The following is a 24,819-nucleotide window of genomic DNA, read 5'->3' as shown; positions in this document are numbered from 1 at the left end:
CCGTCGGGCGAAATAGCTAATATGCACACGTTCGTATTCGCCGAGTGGTATCATGCGCACACGAACATCCCATAGCGGCAGCATCGTCTCGGAAGCGACGCGGTACGACGCCATTCTCGCCGCACTGCCGCTCCCGCTCGTCGTCGGGACGGCGGTCGGCACGCTCTCGCCGCTCCCGCTTTCGCCCGTCGCGGGCGCGAGCGGCCTCGTCTCGGCGGCCGTGCTCGCCTACGGGTTGTTCGTTGCGACACCGAAGTCGGCGGCGGGTCCGACCAGCGGCCCGGGCGCGTCCGCCGAGACCGACGCCCCGCTCGACGGCGTCACCACTCGCGTCCGCGACGACGCCGGTCGGAACCGTCGTCGCGGAAGCGTCTGAGCGAGGTCGCTCGCTCGCCTTGCGCTCAGGGGCGGTTCCACTCCCAGAACCAGTACGCAGCGCCGAACAGCATCAGCCCCGCGCCGAGGGCCGATGTCGCCGGTTCGGGGAAGACAAACAGCAGGAAGCCGACGATGATGAGCGTCGTCGGGCCGATCTCGTCCGCGTAACCGAAAAGCGAAACCATACCTCCCCTTCGACCGCCTCCGTGAAGTGTATTGTTCTCGTTCTGAACTGACGAGAGTGCGGCGCTGAAACGCAGGCCGAGGCGACGGAACAGACGAGAAAGCGGTCGGCAGGGCGCAGCCGCGCGTCAGTGGCCACTCGGACCCCGACGGCGGCGGGGGTCGTTCGGGGTTACCGAGCGGCGGGGGTGAGGTCGTCTCCGACGGCGCTCATCACCTGAAACGCCGCGGTTGCGGCCAGCCCGCGGGCGACCTCGTTTCGGTCTTCGTCGGTGAGTCCGGCGTCGAGTTCGTCTGCGTCCGGCGAGAAGCCGGCGCTGACGGGGTGGCCGACCGGCGGGTGGACGGCCACGGTGGCGAGCGGCCCGGTCGACCCGGTCGAGAGCTCCGACCCGACGGCGAAGCCCTCGGGGAGGTACGACTCCGTCCGCGAGACGATACCGGCGACGGCCCGCCGGAGCGCGTCCATCTGGTCGACGGTCAGTTCTCGGTCGGCCGACGCCTGGCCGGCCCCAGTCACGCCGGGAGCGCCCGCATATGGGTTGTTCCCGTTCATCAGTCGTCTGCGATACGGGAAGGACGTGTAAAAAGCCGTCGTCGGTCACCGACGCGGCGGGCGAATCGAAAGCGGATGACGACGCGGTGAGAGCCCGGTGACGACGCCGTCAGGCCGGTCGCGGAAGCGAGACGGTGACGACGGTCCCGTGGGACTTCGGCGTCGAGATGTCGAGCGACCCGCCGGAGGCGTCGACGATGGCGCGGACCAGCCAGAGGCCGACGCCGCTGGTGTGCGAAAGCGGCGTCTCCGAGCCCGAAAGCAGGGCCTCGCGCTCGGCGTCCGGGATGCCGGGACCGTTGTCGGTGACGGTCACCCCGACGACCTCGCCGAGCTGCCAGACGCCGACGTGTACCTCCGGGTCGTCGCAGTCGGAGTGGACGACGGCGTTATCGAGTAGTTCTGCGATGCTCCGCGGGAGCGCCGGGTGCGCCCGCGCGACGAGCGTCTCCGGCGAGGCGACCGAGACCTGTACCGCCGGGTACTCCATTTCGAGGTCCTCGACGGCGTCTGTGACCGCAGACGTGAGGTCGACGTCGACCTCGTTCCCCTCCGCGAGCTCGACGGTCCTGAGGAGCGCGACCTCGTCGCTCACCTCGACCAGTCGGCTCGCTCGCTCTCGAATCGCCTCGACGGGGTCGGTGTTCGCGTCCGCGTCGTCCCGCGGCTCGACCAGTTCGGCGTAGCCGAGAATGGCGGTGCAGGCGTTCCTGATGTCGTGTCTGAGGATTCGATGGAGGACGCTCGTGTGGGCGAGCGTCGACTCCAGTCGCTCGGAGGTCCGGTCCAGTTCGGACTGGCTCCGGTCGACGAGAACGTACACCAACAGCGCCGAGAGGACGACGAACAGCCACCCCTTCGCCGTCTGGATGAACTCGTGGTTCGGAAGTCCCTCCACGAGACTGTCGCTCGTCGCGACCCAGAGGAAACCGAAGGCGGCGTAGATAAGCGCCACTCGCCTCGGGGACAGGTCGAACGGCGCATCACCACTCATGCCCGAGCAATACTCACAAACGCTGATGAGTCCGTCGGTCAGCGCGGCGTGTCAGAAGACGGACTCGCTTCGCCCGTAGGCCGCGACCGTGACCGCGGTGGTGTAGCCCTCGCCCTCGTGGGTCCCGGTGGAGAGCGCGACTTCCTCGTCGTCGAACGACCACTCGCGGAGGTTCCGGCCCGCTTCGAGGCCGTCGAGGACGGCCGCGCGGACGCTGTCTTCGTCGGTTCCGGACGCCTCGTAGAACAGTCCGGGACCGGAGCCGGTCGCCCAGCCGAGGCCGGCGACGACCGTCTCGCCGGGCGTCGCGGTGGTCTCGCGGGCCTGCACCACGGTCAGTCGGTTGCCCGCCGGGCCGAGGTCGGGAGCCACGTCGACCGCCTCGACGGTCGCGTCGGCGGGGACGACCGACGAGACGGCGACGAGGTTGTAGTTGTGGACGTTGGCGGCGGCGAGGGCGGCGTCGTACGACGCCATCTCGGTGGGGGCGGTACCGACCCCGCGGACGACACGAATCGTGTTCATGTCCGAACTCTCGCGGCGGCGGAAAAGGGGGTTACGAATACCGGCGCTCGAAAGCGGGGGGAACGGGAGGCGCCGGCGACCGCCCTCGGCGGCGGTCCCCGGCCGCCGACCTCAGTACTGGTAGTCCGTGAAGCCCGAGATGGGGCCGGTACCGGACTCGTCGACGTTCGAGAGCTTCTCGTGGGCGGCGTCGAAGTCCGCGCCCGTCACCTCGGTCCGGCCGTCGCGGATGGCGAACATCCCGGCCTCGGTCGTGAGCGACGCGATGTCCGCGCCGGAGTAGTCGTCGAGTTCCTCGGCGAGCGCGTCGAGGTCTACGTCGTCGGCAACGTTCATGTCGCGGGTGTGGATGTCGAGGATGTGGCGGCGGCCCTCGACGGCGGGCTTGGGCACCTCGATGAGGCGGTCGAACCGGCCGGGGCGGAGGATGGCCTCGTCGAGCATGTCGAAGCGGTTGGTCGCCGCGATGATGCGGATGTCGCCGCGGTCGTCGAAGCCGTCCATCTCCGAGAGCAACTGCATCATCGTGCGCTGGACCTCGGCGTCGCCGGAGGTCTTCGAGTCCGTCCGCTTCGAGGCGACGGCGTCGATTTCGTCGATGAAGATGACCNCTGCATCATCGTGCGCTGGACCTCGGCGTCGCCGGAGGTCTTCGAGTCCGTCCGCTTCGAGGCGACGGCGTCGATTTCGTCGATGAAGATGACCACCGGTTCGCGCTCGGCGGCGAGCTTGAACAGGTCGCGGACGAGCCGCGCGCCCTCGCCGATGAACTTCTGGACGAGTTCGGAGCCGGCCATCTTGATGAACGAGGCGTTGGTCTCGTTGGCGACGGCCTTCGCGAGCATCGTCTTCCCGGTTCCCGGCGGGCCGTAGAGGAGCACGCCCGACGGCGGGTCGATGCCGACCTCAGCGAACATCTCGGGGTTTTCGAGGGGTTGTTCGACCGCCTCGCGGACTTCGCGGACCTGCTCGTCGATGCCGCCGATGTCGTCGTAGGTGACCGTCGGTGACTCGACGACCTCCATCGCCTGCGCCCGCGCGTCCGTCTCGTCGTCGAGGACGGTCTGGACGGCGAACGAGTCGTTGATGGCGACGCGGTCGCCGGGCTCGATGTCGTCGATGTTCAGGCTCGGTGCGAACTCGGTCAGGACCTCCTGGTTGTTGCCGTGCTGCTTGATGATGACCCCCTCGTCGGTCAGCTCCTCGACCGTGGCGATGTAGTACGAGGCCGTCTTCAGCGCCTCGTTGCGCGCTTTCATCTGGTCGACCTCGTCGACCAACTCGGCGTGGCGGTCGTCGGCGTTCTGGAGCCGCTGGTCGAGTTCGCGGTTGACGTCGACCATGCGTTCGAAGTGCTGGCGGAGTGCAGACAGCCGCTCTGCATCCGACATCTCGGGGTCCAGATCGAGATGCGGACGTTCCGGGAGAGATGGACTCCGTGACATCAGTGATTGGCCTCACTTAGGTATGCGCGTAAATGTGCCTTTGGGTCAGAGAACCCGACTGCCGCGCTCGAAGCCGCTTTAGGTGGCGGTGGTCCCGCGGCGCTCGCTCGCGGCGGCGAATCGAAGGCCGGCAGCGCGACGCCGCGGCTCACGGATACGTAGCGGTTCGCAGGAACGCGCGAAGCAACGAAGGCGAAGATGTGGAAGGAGGAAGTTGCGGAGGTTCGGTGTGTACAGGTCGCCCCTCGTTTCGGCCCAACATACCCTCCGCGAGAAGGGATACGACGCCCATCGACTTGAAAGGAATTCGTCGTCGGCGAGAACGTCCCGCGAATCGGGATGTCGGTATTCATCCGGTAGTATCCGGCGAGCGACCGCTTCCGAGAGTCGCGGTCGGCGGTCGTCAGCGGGTCCGTTCGCCCTGATAGCTGCCGTCGTAGGTCTCGTCGTGGGTCGCGTCCGCGAGGACGATTTGGGCGACGCGCGCGCCGCGTTCGAGTTCGACCGGGTGGTGGACCTCCAAGAGGCCCTCGCCTTTCCCCTCGTAGCCGGCGTCCCAGACGGCCGTGTTCAGCATACAGGAGTTCCGCATGAGCGACGACCGCGGGTAGATGAAGCCGACGTGGTCCTCGGGGATGTGGACCGTCTCGGCGTACTGGAGGACGTACCCGCCGGGGTCGAGTCGGTACGTCTCGGTGTCCGGGTCGGCGCAGTCGAGGGCGCGGCGCTCCCCGACGGTCTTTCCCTCGCGACCGAGGCGACCCGGTTCGACCTGTTCGAGGACCGCTTCGAGCGTCAGGTCGACGCCGTTGGGTTGGACCTGTTCGGCCGTGACCGGCGAGATGTGCTGTGCGACGAACGAGCCAGCGCGGTGCATATCCGAACCCCGGCCAGCGGGCGCAAAACTGTGCCGAACCTCGACCGTCGTCACCCCTGACACGACCCCCGCGTTCGGGGCCACGACGGGGCCGAAACACGCCCGCGGTGGGGGCGGTGACGACCCCCGCGGTGACCAGTCACATTGGAGAACCAACAAGGAGTTTAATGGCCCTTAGACGCTAGAAATCCAGAGACGGCGCTATCGTTCACGTTCGAAGATAGGGAAGTACGCGGGATTTATATCCGAGGACCATCGACGTTCGGGTGTTATGGGACAGACGCTCACGGAAAAGATTCTCTCGGACCACCTCGTCGAGGGTGACCTCACCCCCGGAGAGGAGATCGGAATCGAAATCGACCAAGTCCTGATGCAGGACACGACCGGGACGATGGTCTGGCTCCAGTTCGAGGCGCTCGACCTCGACGAGGCCCAGACCGAACTCGCGGCCCAGTACTGCGACCACCAGACCTACCAGTTCGACTTCAAGAACACGGACGACCACCGCTTCCTCCGTTCCGCGGCCGGGACATATGGTGCCCACTTCTCCCGCCCCGGTAACGGTATCTGCCACAACGTCCACAAGGAGAACTTCGCCGCGCCCGGCAAGACGCTCCTCGGCTCGGACTCCCACACGCCGACCCCCGGCGGCCTCGGCCAGCTCGCCATCGGTGCCGGCGGCCTCGACATCGCCGTCGCCATGGGCGGCGGCGCGTACTACGTCGAGATGCCGGAAGTCGTGAACGTTCGCCTCGAAGGCGAGCTCCCCGAGTGGTCCTCCGCGAAGGACGTCATCCTCGAGATGCTCCGCCGCGAGACCGTCAAGGGCGGCGTCGGCAAGGTGTTCGAGTACACCGGCCCCGGTGCTGAATCGCTCACCGTGCCCGAGCGAACCACCATCACCAACATGGGGACCGAACTCGGTGCCACCTCGTCGCTGTTCGAGACCGACGAGAAGACCAAGGACTACCTCGAACGTCAGGGCCGCGGCGACGAGTACGTCGAGCTGACGGCCGACGACGACGCCGAATACGCCGACGAAATCGTCATCGACCTCAGCGAGCTCGAACCGCTCATCGCCTGCCCGTCGATGCCCGACAACGTGGTGCCGGTCCGCGAAGTCGCCGGCGAGACGGTCGAGCAGGTCCTCGTCGGGTCCTGTACCAACGGCGGCTACGAGGACGTCCTCCCGGCCGCGAAGATGGTCAAAGACCAGGAAGTCGCAAAGCACCTCGAGATGATCGTCGCGCCCGGTTCGAAGCAGGCCGGCGAGATGCTCGCCCGCGAGGGCTGGACGGCCGAGATGATGGCGGCCGGCGTCAACGTCTCCGAGGCGACCTGTGGTCCGTGTATCGGTATCGGCCACGTCCCCGCCTCCGACTCCGTCTCGCTGCGCACCTTCAACCGCAACTTCGAGGGCCGCTCGGGCATCGAAGACGACAACGTCTACCTCTGTTCGCCGCAGGTCGCCGCCGCCGCGGCGCTCAAGGGCGAAATCGTCGACCCGCGCGACCTCGCCGACGAACTCGGCCTCGACGCCCCCGGCGTCGAACTCCCCGACAAGTACGACGGCTCGAAGACGGACCTCATCTACGCCGACGACGCTATCGACGACGAGCTCATCAAGGGCCCGAACATCGGCGAAGTGCCGCTGCAGGACCCCCTCGGCTCGAACATCTCGGGTGAGACCCTCCTGAAGATGGAGGACAACATCACGACCGACCACATCATCCCGGCGACGTCCGACATCCTCAAGTTCCGCTCGAACATCGAGCGCCTCTCGGACTTCACGCTCTCGCGCGTCGACGAGACGTTCGCCCAGCGCGCCAAGGAAGCCGGCTCCGGCGTCCTCGTCGCGGGCGAGAACTACGGGCAGGGCTCCTCGCGCGAACACGCCGCGATGTGTCCGATGTACCTCGGCATCGAGGCCGTCCTCGCGCAGTCGTTCGCTCGCATCCACAAGGCGAACCTGTTCAACTTCGGTATCGTCCCCCTCGCAATCGACGAGGAGACCTACGAGAAGATCGAACAGGGCGACGACGTCGAAATCGTCGACGACGTTGCCGAAGCCGTCGAATCCGGCCAGGAAGAGTTCACCATCCGCGTGAACGACGACTGGGAAGCGACGGCGAACCTGCACGCCTCCGAGCGCGAGCGTCGTATCCTCACCGCCGGCGGCAAGCTCCCCCTCACGAAGCAGCAGGCCGAGGGCGGCGCTGCCCCCGCGGACGACTGAACGCGACCAACATCACCTTCTCACTTTTTCGCGCGGCGAGCGGCGGCCATCGCGCGGCCGGCGGGGTGATCCGCCCGCGACCGTGAGCGTTCCTCCCGATTCCCGCAGGCCCGTGCCGTCGGGCTTTTGCGTGCCAACCACGTAGCGCCGGGCGTGACGGCGTTCGACGACGCGCTCGCCGACGACGCGGTCGTCAGGCGGGTCGACCGGGCGGACCTCCTCGACGTGCTCCGCATCGAGCGGACCTGTTTCTCCGAGCCGTGGCCGTACTCCGCGTTCGAGATGTTCGTGGACGAACCCGCGTTCCTCGTCGCCGCCCGCGGGGACGAGGTGCTCGGCTACGTCGTCGCCGACGTGATGCCCAACCACGGCAACGACATCGGCCACGTGAAGGACCTCGCGGTCCGCCCGGAGGCCCGCGGGAACGGCCTCGGCCGGCGGCTGCTCGTCCAGTCGCTGACGGCGATGGCCATCGCGGGCGCGACGGTCGTGAAACTCGAAGTCCGCGCCTCGAACGAGCCGGCAATCGGCCTCTACCGGAGCCTCGGCTTCGAACCCGCCCGCCGGGTGCCGAGCTACTACGGCGACGGCGAGGACGCGTACGTCATGGTCCTCGACGTGGCCGAGTGGCAAAGCGCTTGACAGGACCGCAGACGGTCGAACGAGGGCTTATCACGACGAGCCGCGTACACGAGTTGTGTTACCGCCCCCCACTGTCCTCTGTGTGAGTGACGACGACGCGTTCGCGGCGTCGCTCGACTCGTCGCTGTCGTCGCTCGACGAGACGACGGTCGTCCGCCACGTCCGCTCGCCCGCCGCGGCGCGTGCGGAGCTCGTCGCCGCCGCCGCGGCCGTCTCGTGTATCGTTTTCACCGCACCCACGACGACCGGCGACGAGGGGGCGTTCGTCCGCGACATCTACGCGCAGGGCATCGATGTCCCGGTCGTCGTCGCGGCCGCCGACCGCGAGGTCGCGATGCGCGCGGTCGAAGCCGGCGCGACGGACTACGTCGTCCGCGACGACGAGGACCCCGAGACGATGTCGTGGCTGGCCTTCCGCGTCGAGCGGGCGCTCGGCGAGTGCACCCTCGCACGGGACCACCGGGACCGCATCGAACAGCAGCGCGTCGTCTCGGAAGTCGGGACGCGGGCGCTGACCGCCGCCGACCTCGACTCGACGCTCGACCACGCCGCGCGTCGCGTCCGCGACGTGCTCGACGCGGACTCCGTCACTATCTTCGAGGGCCTCGACGACGGCGCGTTCCGCGTCGCCGCCGCCGCGGGCTGGTCGGCGGACCGGAGTCACGGACCCGCCGCGGTCGGGGGGACGCAGGCGGCCGAGACCTACCGGACCGGCCGTTCGATGCTCGTCGACGACTTCGACGCCGACGAGCGCTTCGAGCGCGCGGCCGACAGCGCCCCGTCGGGACCGAAAAGCGGGATGAGCGCGGCCATCGGCGGCGACGGGACCTGCTGGGGGGTCATCAACGTCCACGGCGTCGCCTGCGGGCAGTTCTGCGACGACGACGTGCTGTTCTTGGAGAACATCGCGGCCGTCGTCGGCGCGGCGAGCGAGCGTCACGAGCTCAAAGGGGCGCTCTCGGAGGTGTTAGCGCGGATGGACGAGGCGGTGATGGGGTTCGACGCGGACTGGCGGGTCACGTACGTCAACTCGACGGCCGAACACGGACTCGGGATGTCCGCCGCGGCAGTGCTGGGGACGCGCATCTGGGACTCGGTCCCCGAGGCGAACGTCTTCCGCGAGGAGTTCGAGCGCGCGATGGAGCGACAGGAGCCCGCGACCTTCGAGACCTACTACGAGCGCCTCGAAACGTGGTACGCGGTTCGGGCGTACCCCTCCGAGACGGGGCTGTCCGTCTACTTCACCGACGTCACGGAGCGGTTGGAACGCGAGGTCGAAGCCGAGCAGTACGGGCGGATGCTGGCGGCCGTCGCCGACGCGGTGTACGCGCTGGACGACGAGGGGCGGTTCGCGGCCGTCAACCCGGCGTTCGAGCGGCTGACCGGACTCGACCGCGACCGCGTCATCGGCTCGTCGACGGCCCTGCTCGCCCAGCACGCCACCGCGACCGACGGGAGCGACGAGGCGTTCGCGGCCACGTCGCGAGGCATCGTCGAACTCGAACTCCGGACGCCCGACGGCGAGGTCGTCCGGGTCGAGAACCACCGAACGCCGCTCGTCGTCGGCGGCGAGGAGGTCGGCTCGGTCGGCGTCCTCCGCGACGTGACGAAGCGACACCGCTACGAGCGCCTGCTGGCGACGCTCCACGACCGGACCCGCGAGATGATGGGCGCGACCGACAGACAGACCGTCCTCCGGGCGGCCGCCGACGCCTGCGACGAGGTGCTCGGTGACGCCCGAACCGAACTGTTCGTCTTCGACGAGGCGGACACGAGCCTCGTCCGCGTGGGCGCGGCGGGGACCGGCCTCGGCGACAAACCGCCCGACGGCGGCCTCGACCGCGGCGGCGTCTGGGACGCGTTCGTCTCCGGCGAGGTCCGCGTGGTCGAACTCGCGCCCGACGGGGGCGTCGTCGACGGCGTCGAGCGCGTCATCGCCGCACCGCTCGGTCGCCACGGCGTGCTCGTCACCGGCCATCCCGGTACCGTCGCGCCGAACGAGGTCGACGTGGAGCTCGTGAACCTGCTTTCCGCGACCGTCGAGGAGCTGCTCGAACGCATCGACGCCGAGGCGGAGCTCCGCGAGCGCGACCGCCGGCTCGAAGCCCAAAACGAGGCGCTCACCCGGCTCGACCGAATCAACGAGACCATCCGGAACATCAACCAGTCGCTCATCCGCGCGCCGACCCGCGGTGCGGCGCTGTCGGAAGTTGCCGAACACCTCGTCGACACCGACGGTATCACGGTCGTCTGGCACGCCGAGGTCAGCGATATCGACGAGGCGTACCGCCCGCCGAGCGACGCGGTCCACGGCGCGGACACCGCCTACGCCGACCGGCTCGGAGAGGTGGCGACCGCGGACCCGCTGTGTTCGCTGCTCGAAGCCGCCGTTGAGAGCCGAGAGAAGCAGGTGGTCGCGGACGTGCTCGACGACCCCGCGTGGGCAGACCACCGCAGCGACGCCCTCAGCTACGGGTTCCGAGCCATCGCGGTCATCCCCGCGGTCGCTGACGGCCAAGTGGAGGCGCTGTTCGTCGTCCACGCGACCGGGGCGAGCGCCTTCGACGACGACGATGGCCTACTCACCGAACTGGGGGAGGCGGTCGGCTACGCGCTCGCGGCCACGGGGCGCGCCGACGCCATGTTGACCGAGCGCCGGACGAACGTACAGGTACAGCTCGGCGGCGACCGGCTGTCGATATCGCGGCTCGCCCGGCGGGTCGGCCGCGCGGTGAGTCTCAGCGGCGTCATCCCGCAGTCCGACGGCTCGGTCATCGCGTTCGTCGCCAGCGACGCGGAGCCCGAGGACGTCGTCGCCGCCGGGCGGGACATCGCGACGCGCGTGCGCCGCGTCTCGACCGACGCCTCGGGGTCGCTGTTCGAACTCCGCCTCCCGCGGGAGTCGCTGTTCGAGACGCTGTACGCCTCGGAGGCGACGCTCCGCGCGCTCGACGCGACGCCGACGCAGACCACGCTCACCGCCGTGGTTCCGACGCGCGTCCGAGTCCGGTCGTTCGTCGACGCGCTCGACTCGAACTACCCCGGGACGAGTCTGCTGTCGCGGCGGACCGCCGCCGGGGCCGAGTCGCCCCAGACGTTCGCCGCCGAGATGCGCGAGGCGTGGACGAGCCGCCAGCACGAGTCGATTCGGGCGGCCCACCTCGCCGGCTTCTACGAGTGGCCGCGCCGCAGCACCGCCGAGACGCTCGCCGAGACGTTCGACATCAGCGCGCCGACCTACCAGTACCACCTGCGCGCGGCCGAGCGAAAACTGGTCGAACGCGTCTTCGAGTGACGACGTACCACGTGTAGACCAGCGATACCAACTGATTTTCAGTGACGGTTCTAGGTACCTAGAGGTGGCGCGCGCGCCACCACTAGTTGGATAGCAGCGACCGATATACCCGCGAGCGTCATCGGTGCGGATGTCGGCGAGGCGCCGGCGCGAACCGAACCATGGACGAAACTCGCGTGTTACCGGGCAACGATGTGGGATGGAATACGGGGTCGACCGACGAGGTCGTCGCCCGACACGACCGGAGCGGACGAGACACTCTGGCGGTGACAGTCGTCACCGCGACCGCTCAACTGCACGGCGTGGACGCCATCGACCTCCCACCGCTGTCCGAGGCTATCGACCCCGACGCGCTCTGTCAACTGTTCGCCCCGCTGGCGCGGGTGGCGGCGACCGACGGCGGCGCTCGCGGGTCGATAGCGCCCGCTCGCGGTCGAATCGGGTTCCGGTACGCTGCCTGCGACGTGACCGTCTGGGCCGACGGCACGGTCATCGTCACGCCCGCCTGACGCATCGACGCGCGAACGAATCGGTAATCCCACCACCACAACCACCACACGACGCGACGCTCCACGGGGGTGCCGCGACTGCCGACCGTCGCCCGCACCCACCACCACCATCACCACGCGGGCGGCGCGGCTCCATTTCTTTCGAGACCGACGCCGACGACGCTGACGCGCTGCGACGCGCCGCGACACGGTGCGCCGCAACGCGACGCGGCACGGAACGACGCGAGAGTGCGACGGGTTTTGGTACACAGAGCCGCTACCGGCGGGCATGGGATACGCCTGTCCGGTCTGCGACGCGCCGCAACGCGACGAGACGCACCTCGCGAACCACCTCGCGTTACAGGCCATCGTCCACGGCGACGACCACGAGACGTGGCTGGACGAACACGCACCCGAGTGGGCCGACCTGAACGCCGACTCGCTCGGCCCGCTCGTGGCCGACCTCGCGGAGGAACGCGAGTTCGACGAGGTGTTCGAGGACACGGTCGACCGCACGGGCGGCCCCGGCCATGCTCACCCGCACGGACAGGAACACGACCACGACATCCCCGACCGACAGCCGCAACCGTTCGGCGGGGCCGGCGGGTCGGAGTCGCTGTCGGGTGACGCCGCGCGCATCTTCGAGGAGGCGCAGTCGCTCACCCGCGAGATGGTCGCTGACGACGGCGAGGACGGCGAGGACGGCCAAAACGGCGAGCGTGAGGACGCGCCGCGGGACGGCGACGACGCCCGCGACGCCACCGATGCCGACGACCGCGGCGAGGAGACCGACGGCGCGGACAGGAAAGAGTCGTAAGTCCGGGCCCCGAACTGACTGGCGATGGAAACCCACGGGACGATTGCGCCGGCGTCGCTCGACGAGGCCGAGGCCGCCTTCGACCGCGTCGGACCGACCGCACAGGTGGTCGTCCGCGAGACGGCCAAGGCGATGGAGTTCGACCGCGAGGAGTACAGCGAACGCGTCACCGGCGACGTAATCGAGACCGTCCGGAACGCGCTGTTCGCGGAGTCGCTTTCGGTCACGGTCGGCACGCGCGCCGAGTTCGACGACTGGCGTTCGGCCCACGAGGACTACGAGGTGGTCGAACTCGGCAACCCCGACGTAGAGCGCGTCGCGTGGCACGCGGTCCCCTTCGCTGAGACCGTGCTGGCGACGACGTTCCAAAACGAGGAGGACGCCGCCGTCAGCACCCTCCGGCGCAACGCCTTCGGCCGCGTCTACCGCGACGCGCTGCTCGGAGAGGAAGCCGAGGGCGACGGGAGCGAGACTGACTCCGAGGGCGGCGCGGCCGGAGCGGACCGATGACCGACGACGGCCGCCGACACGAGCGCCTGCCCGACCCCGAGTGGCGCGTACTGGAGTCCGAAACCGAGTACGACACCGGCTGGTTCACCGGCGGTTACGACCTCGTCGAACAGCCCAACGGAACCACGAAGCGCTACTACTGGGCCGAACTGGCGACCGCGGTCGTCGTCGTCGCGGTCGCGGACGACCACGTCGTCTTCGTCGAGCAGTACCGGCCGAACATCCGCCAGACGCAGCTCGAACTCCCCGCGGGCGTCGTCGAGAAGGGCGAGTCGTTCACCGACGCCGGGGTGCGCGAACTCCGCGAGGAGACGGGCTTCGCCGCCGACTCGGTGTCGGTCATCGGTGACGTGTGGTGTTCGACGGGCGTCCTCCGGCACCGCCGCGGCTTCGTCTTCGCCGAGGGCCTCACGCCGGTCGAGCGCGACCTCGACGACAACGAATTCCTCTCGGTCCGCGCCGTGCCGGTCGAGGAAGCCATCGAGCGGGCGACCGAACCGCCGACGAACGACGCGACCGTCGAGGGCGTGCTCTTCGCCCGCGACGAGGGCCTGCTGTAAATGGTCGACGAGGTTTCCCCCGACGAGGTCGAGGAACTCCTCGACGGCGAGGAACCGCCGCTGGTCGTGGACGTGAGCACGGAGGCGGAGTTCGCGCTCGGGCACGTCCCGGGGAGCATCAACGTCCCCCTTTCGAACCTCGTTTCGCATCTCGACCGCGTCGCGGGCGCGGAACGCATCGTCGCCGTCTGCCCGCGGGGCGAGGCGAGCGTGCAGGCCGTCCGCCTGCTGTCGGCCTACGAGGGGACCGAAGACGCCCGCATCGAGAGCATGGCCGGCGGGCTCGCGGCGTGGGACGGCCCGCTCGAAGAGGGTCTCGACGAGGGTGCGGACGGCGACGAAGAAGACGGCGACGAGAGGAACTGAACGGCGTCGCTGGGCGGTGACGCGACTGGAGACGCGAGCGGTCGGGAAATTGGCGGACTAACGGCTCGCACGCGCTGACTTGCTTCGAAAAAATCTCGACGGCGGGCTAACTCAGAGGTCGGTCACGCGACGTTGAACCCCTTTTCGCGGAGGAAGTCCTCCACGCGGCCGCGGTGGTTGCCTTGGAGTTCGATGGAATCGTCTTCGACGGTTCCACCGCAAGCGAACTTCGACTTGAGGTCCGACGACAGGCTGTCCATGTCGACGTCCCTCGGGTCGAATCCCTCGATGACTGTAACCTCTTTTCCGTAGCGGCGCTCGTCGATGCGGATGACTATCTCCTGAGACTCTTTCGCCACGTCCTCGCAGACGCAGAGCTCTTCAGGGAGCCCGCACGTCGAGCAGACTTCCGACATTACAGTGTGGACCTACAAGATGGGGATATTAAACAGTATCGGGAGGCGGGGTCGCCGTCCGCGCCCTCAAGCGCCCGAGTCGGCCGTGGACGACGTTTCCGATTCGTCGTCGGTCGTATCGTCGTCGGTCGCGGCCGTATCGTCGTCGGACTGCTCGTCGGCGGGGGGTGCCGCGACATCGCTCCCGTCGGCGTCCTTCGCCCGCTTGTCGTTCCCGGGCGGCGTCTCCGGGGCGTTGCCGCGGTCCGCGCCGTCGGCGGCCCCGTCGGATTCGCCGCCGGCCACACCGGTCACGGTTCCGTTAGTTGCGTTTCCGTCGGTCTCGGTTCCGTTGGTCGCGTTCCCGGCGTCGGCGCGGGCGTCCGCGGCGCGGTCGCTCGCCTCAGAACGCGAGTTTCCCGGGGCGTCACTCCGCCCCGGGTCATCCGGTCGCCCGCCGTCGCCGGCGTCCGTCTCGTTTGCGGCGCGCTCGCGGCCGATGCCCTTGCCGGGGGTCCCCGCGATTCCGCGGGCGATTTCGGCTACTTCGGGGCCGGTGAGTTCGCTCGCGTTCGTGCGGAGCCGGTCGAGTTCGGCCGTCTCGACGCCGCGGGCCGAGAGTTCTTGGGCGGGGACCGTCGAGGCGGCGTCAGTCGTCTGGTTCAGCATGCTCCGTGTGCGCTCGATGTCGGCAACCGTCCGGGTCAGCCGCGCGCGGTACTGGCCCTCGGAGAGCGTGCCGTTTTCTCGCTGGGCTTCGAGGCGGTCCCTGCGCTGTTCGAGTTCGGTGAGGCGCTCGCGGACCGTCTCGACCTGCGTGGCCACGACCGCGGCCTTCGAGGCGTTCGAGTTCGCGTTCGCGAAGCGCGCGTCGAAGCTGCGGCGTTCGAGTTCGCCGTTGGTCTCCGAGCCCTGTACGCCGATGACGGCGGACAGGCGCTGCCCGGGAAGCGTCTCCGACGACGCGGCGCTGTCGTTGCCCGCCGCGTCGGTGGTCGCGCTGTCGTTCGCGGTCGTCTGTGCGACGGGCGCGGCGACCGAGCCATCGGCGGCCGCGGCCGCCGTTCCCATCGGTCCGGCCGAGGCGGCGAGAGCGAGCGGTGCGCCCACCGTCGCCAGCAACACGGCGGCAGCGACGGCAAGCACAGCGGTTCGTCGGCTCATCACCCTCGTTTTGGAACTCCGTTCCGATATAAGCGTGCGGTCGTGCCCCCGAATCAACCCCAGTCAACGGCAGTTTGCGAGCCACCCGTGGGTCGCCTCCGTCTGCCGATTAGGCACCGACCACCGACCGAAACGGTCGTAAGAAATTTATACCCCATTCGAGTCGCCGTCGCCGTCAGGAGCGTCCGCGCCGCCGTCGTCGTCTTCGGGCAGTCGCAGGACGTTCTCGCGGCCGAGGCGGAAGCCCTCGATGGTCCCCTCGTCGCGCATCCCGCGGACGACCTTGCTCGTCTTCGCGTCGGTCCAGTCGAGCGCGCCGGCGACCTCCTGTTGCTTGATGCGGCCCCCGCGGGACTCGATGAGTCGGAGGACGCGCTCTTCGTTGCTGAGGAGTTCCGGCGGCGGACTCGGCTCGCCGTCGTCGCTCGCGTCGGACTCGTCGGTATCGTCGGCGTCGGCGGTATCTGCACCGGCACCGGCGGTCGCCGCGGCCGTCGCGGCGTCGTCGGCCGCCAGCTCCGAACCGGCTTCGCCCGCGCTCGCGGCGGTCGAGTCGGCGGGTGCGTCGGCGTCCGTCCCGGCGGTCGCGTCGGCTGCGCCTGCACCGTCGCCACTGTCGCTACTGTCGCCGCCGCCGAGCGCGCCCCGCGAGCGGAGATAGACCGCGCCGGCACCGACGAGAACGACGAGCGCGAGCGCGATGAGCGCGGTCGTCGTCGGGAACGGGTCGTCGCCCGCGGCGGGCGTCTCGGAGTCGCCCGGCGTCGGTGTGGGCGTGGGCGTCGCCGAGGGTTCCGAACCGCCAGCGCCGCGTTCGAGGACGACGTTCGGCTCGCCCGAGACGAACTCGGTCTGGGTGCCGCGCCAGATGACCGCGTTCTCGCGGGTCTCGTCGCCCGCGGGCTCGACGGTCGTCGCGCCGTAGTCGTCGGGCCACGAGAGGATGAGCCGGGAGCTGCTGTCGAGGAAGAAGCCCTCGATGGCGTCGCCGACGACGAGTCGGTCGCCGTCGACCGCCGCGAAGTTGGACCACTCGAAGGAGTAGCTGACGACGCCGAAGCTATCGGGGAGCGACCGCGTCTCGGCGGCGACCGAGACGTTCGTCGCGGCCATCTCCCGGCCGGTGGCGTTCTCGGCGGCCCCGACGGTCGAGGCGATGCGCTCCGCGAACGCCGCGGTGTAGTCGTCGGGATTGGCCCGCACGTCGTCTTGGAGCGACTGGAAGGCCTCGGTCGTGTTCTCGTCGTCGAGCCGGGCCCAGTACTGAATCTCCCAGCGGGCATCGCCGCGCTCGGAGACCTCGACGACGATTCGCGTGCTGTCGGGTTCGACGCCCTGCTGGACGAGCGGTTCGACGCCCGGGCCGCTCGCGGTGCGCTCCTGTGCGGCCGCGGTCGGCGCGACCACGGCGAGCACGCAGAGAGCGGCACACAGGAGTGCGAAGACAGCGTCTCGTGTCGCCATTGAGCGTTCGTGCGAGCGCACGCAGAAAAAGTGACGCGGTTCTTCGCGCCGCTCAGTCCGTCCAGCGTCTGACGAGCGGCAGACGACCGCGGACGACGGCGTTCGCTGCGGCCACGGCCTCGTCGGCGTCGGCGCGGGTGACGCCGTCGCCGTACTTCGCGCGCTCGTAGAGGCGGCCGACCTGTCGGGTCCGCTCGTCGACGCCGACGCGGGACAGCGAGTCGAGATACGCCCTGACCGTCTCGCCGGGGCGACGCGGCCGGTACTCGCGTTCGAGGGCGAGTTCGAGGCGGTCGTACGCCCGGAACACGTCGGCGGCCGGCGAGTCGGTGCGCCGCTGGTACGCCGCGGTCGCAAACCGGAGGTGCGCCGGGAGCCGCGTTCGCCTGACGCCGGCGGCGACGCCGAGGAGGCCGACGAGACCGACGAACAGCGTCTCCCGAGACGGCAGTTCGGGGAGGAGGCCGCCGCCCTCGTCGTCTTCGGCCGCGCCGTCGCCCGCGGGGGTGACGCCGAGGCGCTCGTCGATACCGGGGGCCGGCGGGCTGCCGCCGGCGGGCGTCGCGTTCGTCTCGGTCCCGTTTTCGGTCGGCGTCTCGGTGTCGGTCGCGGTCGGCGTGGGCTCGTCGGTCTCGTTGGACTCGGCGTCCGTCTCGTCGGTGTCGATGCCCGTCTGGCCCTCGTCGCGGGCGTCGCTGAGCGTCGTCGATTCCGCGTCCTCTCGGGGGCCGGCGGGCGTCGGGTCGAAGCGCACCCAGCCGGTGTCCTCGAAGTAGACTTCGACCCACGCGTGGGAGTCGAGGCCGCGGACGACGTAGCGGTCGTCACCGACCTGCTCGCCGGTCGTGTAGCCGGTGACGAACCGCGCGGGGACGCCCTCCGAGCGGAGGAGCACGACCATCGTCGAGGCGTAGTAGGTGCAGTAGCCGGCGTCCATCTCGAAGAGGAACGACTCGGCGATGTCGCCGTCTGGGCGGGACACCCGAAGCGAGTACTCCTTGTTGGCTTCGAGCCACTCCTCGACCGCGACGGCCTTGTCGTAGGGCGTCTCCGCGTCGCCCGCGATTTCGGCGGCGCGGTCGCGAACGCGGTCGGACGTGCTGTCGGGCAGCGCGAGATACCGCTCGCGTATCTCGTCGGGGTAGTCGGTTCCCGTCCGCCGGAGCGACGCCGGGGTGTACTGCGGGACCTCGCTCGTGACGTTGTAGGTCTCCCCGATTTCGACGGTGCGGTCGGGCCGGAGGTTCCCCTGTTGAGTGACGAGCGTCTCGTTTTCGATGTCGCCGGAGACGGCGACGGGCCGCCACGCCGCGGGCATCGAGTCGAGCGGCGTCGCCGGCGTGACGGTCTGGCGGACCAACCGCGAGGGGCCATCGGGACCGGCCAGCCGGCCGCCCTCGTAGTCGCGGGTGTCGCCGGTCCTGACCCAGCCGTCGCCGGTGTAGCGGTCGAACGTCGCGGTCTGCCAGTAGTCCGGCGAGGTGCTCTGGACCTCGAAGCGGACCCGCGGCGAGAGACTGATGCTCCCGACGATTGAGATGCGGTCGTCGGCGCTCACGAGGCTGGCTTCGACGGTCGGCTCCTCGGCCACGCCCCCGTCGGGGATGACCGGCGACCCGCCCGCGCCGGGGAGGACCGTGACGGTAGCAGAGAGCACGACCATCGCGGCGAGGACGACCGTCAGCACGTCGAGTTGGCCGCCGGCGCTCCCGAAGCGGTCGATGCCGTCGAAGCCGACCGCGGCCATGCCCGCGCCGACGCCGAGGAGCGTGAGCGTCCCCGACGCGTCGGTGGTGAGGACGAACAGGCCGAGGCCGCTCCCGGCGACCGCGACGGCCGGCGCGATTCGCCCGCGGACCGCGAGATACCACGCGAGGAACACCGGGCCGGGCGTCACCGCGAGCGCCCACACGTCGGCCGAGAGGAGTCGGAGCGCCGAGAGGCCGCTGAGGAGCGCGAACGTGTCGGCCAAGAGGCGCTCCGGCGAGAGCAGCGCGACCTGGCTCTCGGGGAGCGCGAGGAAGTACGCCGCGAAGCCGCCGCCGGCGATGAGAACCGCGAGGCCGAGCGCGTATCTGGGCCGGAGCGTCCAACCCACGGCGGTGGCGAGACCGAGCGTCCCCGCGGCGAGGAGGACGAACTGGTCGCGGCGGCCCACGACGTCTGTGATGTCGTAGACGACCGCGAGGAACGCGCCGATGAGCACCAACGACGCCGCCGTGGCGAGGAGGCCCGCGGGGACGCCGAAGACGGTGTTCGTCGAGTCGGCTGAAGCGGACGCCGACGCCGACTCGCCGGCGACCGTCACGCCGACACCCCCGAGTCGGGTCGGCGGGTTCCGACGCGACTCACCGGATTCCGGTTCGACCCATCCGCCGCGTCGCCGTCGGCGCGCAGGCGGTCGAACGTGGTCTCGCGGCCGCCGAGCGCGACCCGGGTCTTCCCGGCGTCGCCGCTGACGACGACCGCGGCGGTCTCGTCGGGGACCGACCCCGAGCGGAGCCGCGAGAGGTGGCCGAGGACGCGCCGTCGGTCGCCGGGCGTCGCCTCGACGACCCCCGCGGGCGAGGTGAGGTGGACCGGAACGCCGGCGTCGAGGAGCGCACAGCAGAGCGTCGCGGCCGCCTCCGCCGCGTCGTCCTCGTGGCCGTCGGTCGCGCCGGCCGAGACGCGCACCGCGGCGGCCGTGACCCGGTCGGCGTAGGCTTTCACCACGAGGTCGCCGGACTTGGCGCTCGACTTCCAGTGGATGTCGCGGAGCGGGTCGCCGGGGACGTACTCGCGAAGGCGGTCGAACTCGGCGCGCTCGTCGGTTCGCCCCGCGTCCGCGAGTGCCGAAAGGTCTTGTCGGGCCGCTGCCACGAGCGACCGAACTCGCGGGAAGACGAGCACCTCGGTCGTCCCGCCGGCGGTGAACGATTTCGAGAACAGCCCGAGGATGTCGCGGGCGACGACGGTCGCGGGGCCGAGCGTCGCCGGGCCGCGGCCGCGGTAGGTCACCTCGTAGTCGATGCGGCCGTCGCCGACGACCGAATCGACCGCGGTGTCGCCGTCGAGACCGGGCGAGAGGGCGTCGGAGACGGTGGCCGGAAACGGCCGGTCGGCGTCGATATCGAGCGAGACGGTGTGGGTCTCGCCCGGCAAGCCGTCGTCGGGCGCGACGCGTTCGGCGCGGGGCGGCGAGACGCGCCAGACCTGCACCGCGCCGACGACGAGGCCGACGGCGACCGGGACGACGACGGCGTTGAGCGCCCGGGGGCCGTAGGCGACGGCGTTGGCCACGCCGACGACCACGACCGCGACGGCGACCCAGCCGCGGAGCGTGAGCCGCATCGGTCTCACTCGACCGGGACGGTGTCGAGCGCCCGCCGGACCACGTCGCGGCCGGCGCGCTCGTCGGTCGTCCGAATGCGATGGGCCCAGACGCTCCGCACCTCGCGTTGCACGTCGTCGGGGACGACGTAGTCGCGGGCGTCGAGGGCGGCGCGGGCCTGCGCGGCGCGGACGAGGGCGATGGAGCCCCGGGGGCTCACGCCGAGGTCGGCGCGCGCTCTGGTGTCGGCGGCGAGCCGAGAGACGTAGCGGCGGACCGGCTCGCTCACCGTCACGTCGAGGATGCGCTCGCGGGCGTCGCGCACGTCGCCCGCCGACGCGACGGGTTCGAGCGACTCGATGGGGTGGTGGCCGGAGACGCGGCCGAGCAGTTCCGTCTCCTCGGCCTCGTTCGGGTAGCCGAGGTGGATTTTCTTCATGAACCGGTCGAGTTCGGCCAGCGGGAGGTCGTACGTCCGGTCGGGTTCCACGTCGTTCTGCGTGGCGATGACGGTGAACGGGTCGGGGACGCGGCGGGTGACGCCGTCGACGGTCACCTGAAGTTCCTCCATGACTTCGAGGAGCGCGGCCTGCGTCTTCGGCGGCGCGCGGTTGATTTCGTCGCCGAGGACGACGTTCCCGAAGACCGGTCCCTCGCGGAACTCGAACTCGCTGGTCTGTTGGTTGAACACGTTCACGCCCGTCACGTCGGACGGGAGGAGGTCGGGCGTGAACTGGATGCGCTCGAACTCCCCCTCTATCGAGGTGGCGATGGCGCGGGCGAGCATCGTCTTGCCGACGCCCGGCACGTCCTCCAAGAGGAGGTGGCCCCGAGCGAACAGCGCCACGATGATGTCTTCGATGGCGTCGTGGTGGCCGACGATGACCCGTTCGACGTTCTCGGAGATTCGTGTCGCGAGGTCCGACACCGCCTCGACCGAGAGCGCGGGGTCGAAGTCGGCGTCTGCATGTGCATCAGTCATTGATATTCCGGATGCCCCGCCGACCGTCCGCACCGCCGACGGGTCTCTGCGTGTTAGTATTGCCTCAGTCCACCTAACCTTGCTGGGTGTCCACACGCCCCAGTCGCGGGCGGCGGGGGCGTCGAGGGAACCGAGGGCGGCGGCGCGGACGGTGGTACGGACGGTCGGCCGCCAACCGCATCGTTCCCGGCCGTTTTTATTGTTCGGCGACCCGGGTGTGAATATGAACGCGGACGCCAAGCGGGAGGCGGTGTACGGCGCGCCGCCGGAGATGCTGGCAGTGCGGGACGACCTGACGCCGATGCTCTCGCAGTACGCCGACCGCTGCGAGGAACACGACGACGCGCTCGTGCTGTTTCAGGTCGGCGACTTCTACGAGGCGTTCTGCGGCGCGGCGGAGGCCGTCGCCCGCACCTGCGAGGTGACGCTGACCCAACGCGAGGACTCCACCGGGACGTGGCCGATGGCCGGCATCCCCATCGACAACGCCGCGGGCTACCTCGAACGCCTGCTCGACGCCGGCTACCGGGTCGCGCTCGCGGAACAAGTCGAGGACGCCGAGGAGGCGTCCGGCCTCGTGGACCGCGCGGTCACCCAACTCATCACGCCCGGCACCGTCGTCGACGAGGAACTGCTCGACGGCGGGCGGGCGACCTACCTCGGCGCGGTCGCTCGGGGCGGCGACGGCGGGAGTAGCGATAGCGACGCCGAGGGCGACACCTACGGCCTCGCCGTCGTGGATGTCTCGACCGGCGAGTGCCTCGTCACCGGGGCCGACCGCGCGCTGGCGCTCGAAGAACTGGAGCGCCTCGCGCCCGCCGAACTCGTCGTCGGTCCCGACTGCGACCTCCCGAACCTCCCGTTCGACCCGATGGAGACGCCGTTCGAACCGGAGGCGTTCGACGCCGACGCGGCCCGCGAGACGCTGTCGGCCTACGCGCCCCGGCCGGACGCCGTGGTCGAGTCGGCCGCCGAACTCCGGGCGGTCGGCGCGGCGCTCGCCTACGCCGAGTACGCGCAGGGCGATTCGAAGTTGGAGTACGTCACCCGCGTCACGCGGTTCGACCCCCGCGAGTTCCTCCAACTCGACGCGACGGCCATCAGAAGCCTCGAACTGTTCGAATCGCGGAGCGCCCGCGCCGGAAGCACGCTGTTTTCGGTCCTCGACGAGGCGGCCTGCGCGCTCGGTCGCCGTCGACTGGAGGCGTGGCTCCGCCGCCCGCTCGTCGACCGCGAGCGAATCGAGGCCCGACTGGACGCCGTCGAGGCCCTCTGCGACGACGCCCTCGCCCGCGCCGACCTCCGGGACCAGCTCTCGTCGGTGTACGACCTCGAACGGCTTGTCGCCCGCGTCTCCCGGGAGCGCGCCGACGCCCGCGACCTGCGCTCGCTAAAGACGACGCTCGACCGAGTGCCGGAAATCCGCGATTCGCTCGCCGGAACCGATTCCGACCTGCTGGCGGACCTCCGCGACTCGCTGGACGAACTCGAAGACGTGCGCGACCTCGTCGGCGACGCGGTCGTCTCCGACCCGCCGCAGGAGATTACCGAGGGCGGCGTCATCGCCGACGGCTTCGACGCCGAGTTAGACGACGTCCGCGGCACCGCCGAGGCGGGCCGCGAGTGGGTGTCGAACCTCGAGGCCCGCGAGCAGGAGCGCACCGGCATCGACTCGCTGGAAGTCGGTTACAATCAGGTCCACGGCTACTACATCGAGGTGACGAACCCGAACCTCGACCGCGTGCCCGACGACTACCAGCGCCGCCAGACGCTGAAGAACTCGGAGCGGTTCTACACGCCCGAACTGAAGGAGCGCGAAGACGAGATTCTCCGCGCCTCGGACTGCGCCGACGCGCTCGAATACGACCTGTTCTGCGAGGTGCGCGCCGACGTGGCGACCGAATCGGCCCGGATTCAGGCCGTCGCCGACGCCCTCGCGGACCTCGACGTGCTCCGGACGCTCGCGGACGTGGCGGTGGCGAACGACTACGCCCGCCCCGAGTTCCACCGGAACGCCGCCTCCTCGGCCGGCCCGACCGACGAGGACGCCGGCATCCGCATCGACGCCGGGAGACACCCCGTCGTCGAGCGCGCACAGGACGAGTTCGTCCCGAACCCCGCCGACCTCCCGCGGGGGAGCGTCGCGCTCGTCACCGGCCCAAACATGTCCGGGAAATCGACGTACATGCGGCAGGTCGCGCTCGTCTGCGTCCTCGCGCAGGTCGGGGGGTTCGTCCCCGCGAAGTCGGCCCGGCTGCCGGTTCTCGACCGCGTGTTCACCCGCATCGGCGCGTCCGACGACATCGCGGGCGGCCAGTCGACCTTCATGCGCGAGATGAGCGAGCTGACCGAAATCCTCCACAACGCCACCGGCGACTCGCTCGTCCTCCTCGACGAGGTCGGCCGCGGCACCTCCACCGCCGACGGCCTCGCCATCGCCCGCGCCGCCACCGAGTTCCTCCACGACGAGGTCGGCGCGACGACGCTGTTTGCGACTCACTACCACGACCTCACCGACGCGGCCGACGACCGCGAGGGCGTGTTCAACCTCCACTTCACCGCCGCACGGCGCGACGGCGAGGTCACGTTCCTCCACAGCGTCGCCGACGGCCCCTCCTCGTCGTCCTACGGGGTCGAAGTGGCGCAGTTGGCCGGCGTGCCGGCGAGCGTGGTCGAGCGGGCGCGGAACCTCGTGGACGACAACGAGGTCGACACTGAGAGCACAGAGGAAGACGGCGTCGCCGCCGCGAACAGCGAGACCGGCGAGGTGACCGAGGTCACCGAAGACGGCACGCTCGCGGCCTACGTCGATGGGCTGGAGAACGGTCACGGTCAGACGGGGACCCCGAACCGAGCAGCTGCGACGGCCGCGACGACCGAACCGACCCCCGAACTCGACGCCGTCGCCGAGGCGCTCCGCGAGGCCGACCTCGTGGACACAACGCCACTGGAGGCGCTGAACCTCCTGTCGGACCTCAAAGGAAGACTCGAATGATTCACCGACTCGACCCGGAGACGCGGTCGAAAATCGCCGCCGGCGAGGTCGTCGCCCGGCCCGCGAGCGTCGTGGTCGAACTGATTGAAAACGCGCTCGACGCCGGCGCTGAGACCGTCGAAATCGAGGTCGGCGGCGACGGCACCGACCGAATCCGCGTCGCAGACGACGGCCGCGGGATGGCCGAGTCGGACGCCGCGCTCGCGGTCGAGCGACACACGACGAGCAAGCTTGCGGCGGCCGACGACCTCGAAACCGTCGAGACGCTCGGCTTCCGAGGCGAGGCGCTGCCGAGCATCGCCGCGGCCGCCGCCCGCCTCGAACTGACGACGAACGACGGCGGCCCGCGGGGGACGCGGGTCACGGTCGACGGCGGCGAGAACGCTCCCGATGGCGAGCGCGACAAGACCGTCTCGCCCGCGGGGCGGGCGCGCGGAACGACCGTCGACGTGACCAGCCTGTTTGCCGACCGCCCGGCGCGGAAGAAGTCGCTCGCGTCGTCGAAAGCCGAGTTCGCCCGCGTCTCGGCGGTCGTCACGCGCTACGCGCTCACGCGGCCGGACGTGCGGTTCGTCCTGCGACACGACGGCCGCGAGACGCTCGCGACGCCCGGCACCTGTCTCTTATACACATC

General features: G+C 70.1%; 22 protein-coding genes and 1 pseudogene. 11 read left to right on the top strand and 12 right to left on the bottom strand.

Going from position 1 to position 24,819, the window contains the following annotated elements; all coding sequences use genetic code 11:
- The first annotated feature begins 52 nt into the window (after positions 1 to 52).
- Entirely contained in the window at positions 53 to 376 is a 324-nt protein-coding gene (locus C458_RS08775; RefSeq protein WP_004062939.1) for a hypothetical protein, read from the top strand.
- Between the two features lie 25 nt (positions 377 to 401).
- Here C458_RS08775 and C458_RS18440 read toward each other — a convergent pair whose 3' ends face one another.
- From C458_RS18440 to C458_RS08750, 6 genes and pseudogenes are all read right to left on the bottom strand, one after another.
- Positions 402 to 563 (bottom strand): hypothetical protein, encoded by a 162-nt coding sequence (locus C458_RS18440; protein WP_004062940.1) that lies wholly within the window; start codon positions 561 to 563, stop codon positions 402 to 404.
- A 170-nt stretch (positions 564 to 733) separates the two neighbouring features.
- Positions 734 to 1,117 (bottom strand): DUF5811 family protein, encoded by a 384-nt coding sequence (locus C458_RS08770; protein WP_004062941.1) that lies wholly within the window; start codon positions 1,115 to 1,117, stop codon positions 734 to 736.
- Between the two features lie 109 nt (positions 1,118 to 1,226).
- Complete coding sequence (locus C458_RS08765) at positions 1,227 to 2,072, bottom strand: sensor histidine kinase KdpD (RefSeq protein WP_004062942.1); 846 nt, start codon at positions 2,070 to 2,072, stop codon at positions 1,227 to 1,229.
- Positions 2,073 to 2,162: 90 nt separating this feature from the next.
- On the bottom strand, positions 2,163 to 2,636 hold the full coding sequence (locus C458_RS08760; RefSeq protein WP_008574992.1) for a pyruvoyl-dependent arginine decarboxylase: 474 nt from the start codon (positions 2,634 to 2,636) through the stop codon (positions 2,163 to 2,165).
- A gap of 111 nt (positions 2,637 to 2,747) precedes the next feature.
- A pseudogene (gene pan2, locus C458_RS08755) lies at positions 2,748 to 4,081 on the bottom strand (proteasome-activating nucleotidase Pan2).
- A gap of 403 nt (positions 4,082 to 4,484) precedes the next feature.
- Positions 4,485 to 4,958, bottom strand: a complete 474-nt coding sequence (locus C458_RS08750) for a deoxyuridine 5'-triphosphate nucleotidohydrolase (RefSeq protein ID WP_004041836.1) — start codon at positions 4,956 to 4,958, stop codon at positions 4,485 to 4,487.
- A 271-nt stretch (positions 4,959 to 5,229) separates the two neighbouring features.
- On the opposite strand from C458_RS08750, the gene C458_RS08745 reads away from it, so the two are divergent.
- From C458_RS08745 to C458_RS08710, 8 genes are all read left to right on the top strand, one after another.
- A complete protein-coding gene (locus C458_RS08745) occupies positions 5,230 to 7,194 on the top strand; it encodes an aconitate hydratase (RefSeq protein ID WP_008574990.1) in 1,965 nt (654 codons plus the stop codon).
- Between the two features lie 153 nt (positions 7,195 to 7,347).
- Positions 7,348 to 7,836, top strand: coding sequence for a ribosomal protein S18-alanine N-acetyltransferase (rimI, locus tag C458_RS08740; protein WP_008574983.1), 489 nt, complete (start codon positions 7,348 to 7,350; stop codon positions 7,834 to 7,836).
- A gap of 82 nt (positions 7,837 to 7,918) precedes the next feature.
- Positions 7,919 to 11,131, top strand: coding sequence for a GAF domain-containing protein (locus C458_RS08735; protein ID WP_008574980.1), 3,213 nt, complete (start codon positions 7,919 to 7,921; stop codon positions 11,129 to 11,131).
- 161 nt (positions 11,132 to 11,292) lie between these two features.
- Positions 11,293 to 11,640 carry a HalOD1 output domain-containing protein gene (locus tag C458_RS08730; RefSeq protein ID WP_008574979.1) on the top strand — a complete coding sequence of 116 codons (348 nt, stop codon included), beginning with the start codon at positions 11,293 to 11,295 and terminating at the stop codon, positions 11,638 to 11,640.
- Positions 11,641 to 11,908: 268 nt separating this feature from the next.
- Positions 11,909 to 12,436: a DUF5810 domain-containing protein gene (locus C458_RS08725; RefSeq protein WP_008574977.1), complete on the top strand. Its 528-nt coding sequence runs from the start codon at positions 11,909 to 11,911 to the stop codon at positions 12,434 to 12,436.
- Positions 12,437 to 12,460: 24 nt separating this feature from the next.
- Positions 12,461 to 12,946: a DUF5809 family protein gene (locus C458_RS08720; protein WP_008574974.1), complete on the top strand. Its 486-nt coding sequence runs from the start codon at positions 12,461 to 12,463 to the stop codon at positions 12,944 to 12,946.
- On the top strand, positions 12,943 to 13,506 hold the full coding sequence (locus tag C458_RS08715) for an NUDIX hydrolase (protein WP_008574972.1): 564 nt from the start codon (positions 12,943 to 12,945) through the stop codon (positions 13,504 to 13,506). Before C458_RS08720 ends, C458_RS08715 begins: the two co-directional genes overlap by 4 nt.
- Positions 13,507 to 13,872: a rhodanese-like domain-containing protein gene (locus tag C458_RS08710; RefSeq protein ID WP_008574971.1), complete on the top strand. Its 366-nt coding sequence runs from the start codon at positions 13,507 to 13,509 to the stop codon at positions 13,870 to 13,872.
- Positions 13,873 to 13,994: 122 nt separating this feature from the next.
- Here C458_RS08710 and yciH read toward each other — a convergent pair whose 3' ends face one another.
- From yciH to C458_RS08680, 6 genes are all read right to left on the bottom strand, one after another.
- Positions 13,995 to 14,288 carry a stress response translation initiation inhibitor YciH gene (gene yciH, locus C458_RS08705; protein ID WP_004041826.1) on the bottom strand — a complete coding sequence of 98 codons (294 nt, stop codon included), beginning with the start codon at positions 14,286 to 14,288 and terminating at the stop codon, positions 13,995 to 13,997.
- A 66-nt stretch (positions 14,289 to 14,354) separates the two neighbouring features.
- The gene (locus tag C458_RS08700) at positions 14,355 to 15,413 is read right to left on the bottom strand and encodes a hypothetical protein (RefSeq protein ID WP_008577866.1); all 1,059 of its coding nucleotides are present in this window, start codon (positions 15,411 to 15,413) and stop codon (positions 14,355 to 14,357) included.
- Positions 15,414 to 15,578: 165 nt separating this feature from the next.
- Positions 15,579 to 16,895, bottom strand: coding sequence for a hypothetical protein (locus C458_RS08695; RefSeq protein WP_008574966.1), 1,317 nt, complete (start codon positions 16,893 to 16,895; stop codon positions 15,579 to 15,581).
- 52 nt (positions 16,896 to 16,947) lie between these two features.
- A complete protein-coding gene (locus C458_RS08690) occupies positions 16,948 to 19,203 on the bottom strand; it encodes a transglutaminase domain-containing protein (protein WP_008574958.1) in 2,256 nt (751 codons plus the stop codon).
- On the bottom strand, positions 19,200 to 20,228 hold the full coding sequence (locus C458_RS08685; protein WP_008574956.1) for a DUF58 domain-containing protein: 1,029 nt from the start codon (positions 20,226 to 20,228) through the stop codon (positions 19,200 to 19,202). Before C458_RS08685 ends, C458_RS08690 begins: the two co-directional genes overlap by 4 nt.
- 5 nt (positions 20,229 to 20,233) lie before the next feature.
- Complete coding sequence (locus tag C458_RS08680) at positions 20,234 to 21,190, bottom strand: MoxR family ATPase (RefSeq protein WP_008574955.1); 957 nt, start codon at positions 21,188 to 21,190, stop codon at positions 20,234 to 20,236.
- 223 nt (positions 21,191 to 21,413) lie between these two features.
- Between C458_RS08680 and mutS the strand changes: the two genes are divergently transcribed.
- The gene (mutS, locus tag C458_RS08675; RefSeq protein WP_008574952.1) at positions 21,414 to 24,185 is read left to right on the top strand and encodes a DNA mismatch repair protein MutS; all 2,772 of its coding nucleotides are present in this window, start codon (positions 21,414 to 21,416) and stop codon (positions 24,183 to 24,185) included.
- The coding region (gene mutL, locus C458_RS08670; protein WP_008574951.1) for a DNA mismatch repair endonuclease MutL at positions 24,182 to 24,819 on the top strand (638 nt) is incomplete at its 3' end. The genes mutS and mutL, both read left to right, overlap by 4 nt.

The organism is Haloferax sp. ATCC BAA-644, assembly GCF_000336975.1.
In the GTDB taxonomy this organism is placed as follows: domain Archaea; phylum Halobacteriota; class Halobacteria; order Halobacteriales; family Haloferacaceae; genus Haloferax; species Haloferax volcanii.
Note: the sequence above shows the minus strand (reverse complement) of the source record. Positions and strands in the feature narration are given on the sequence as shown.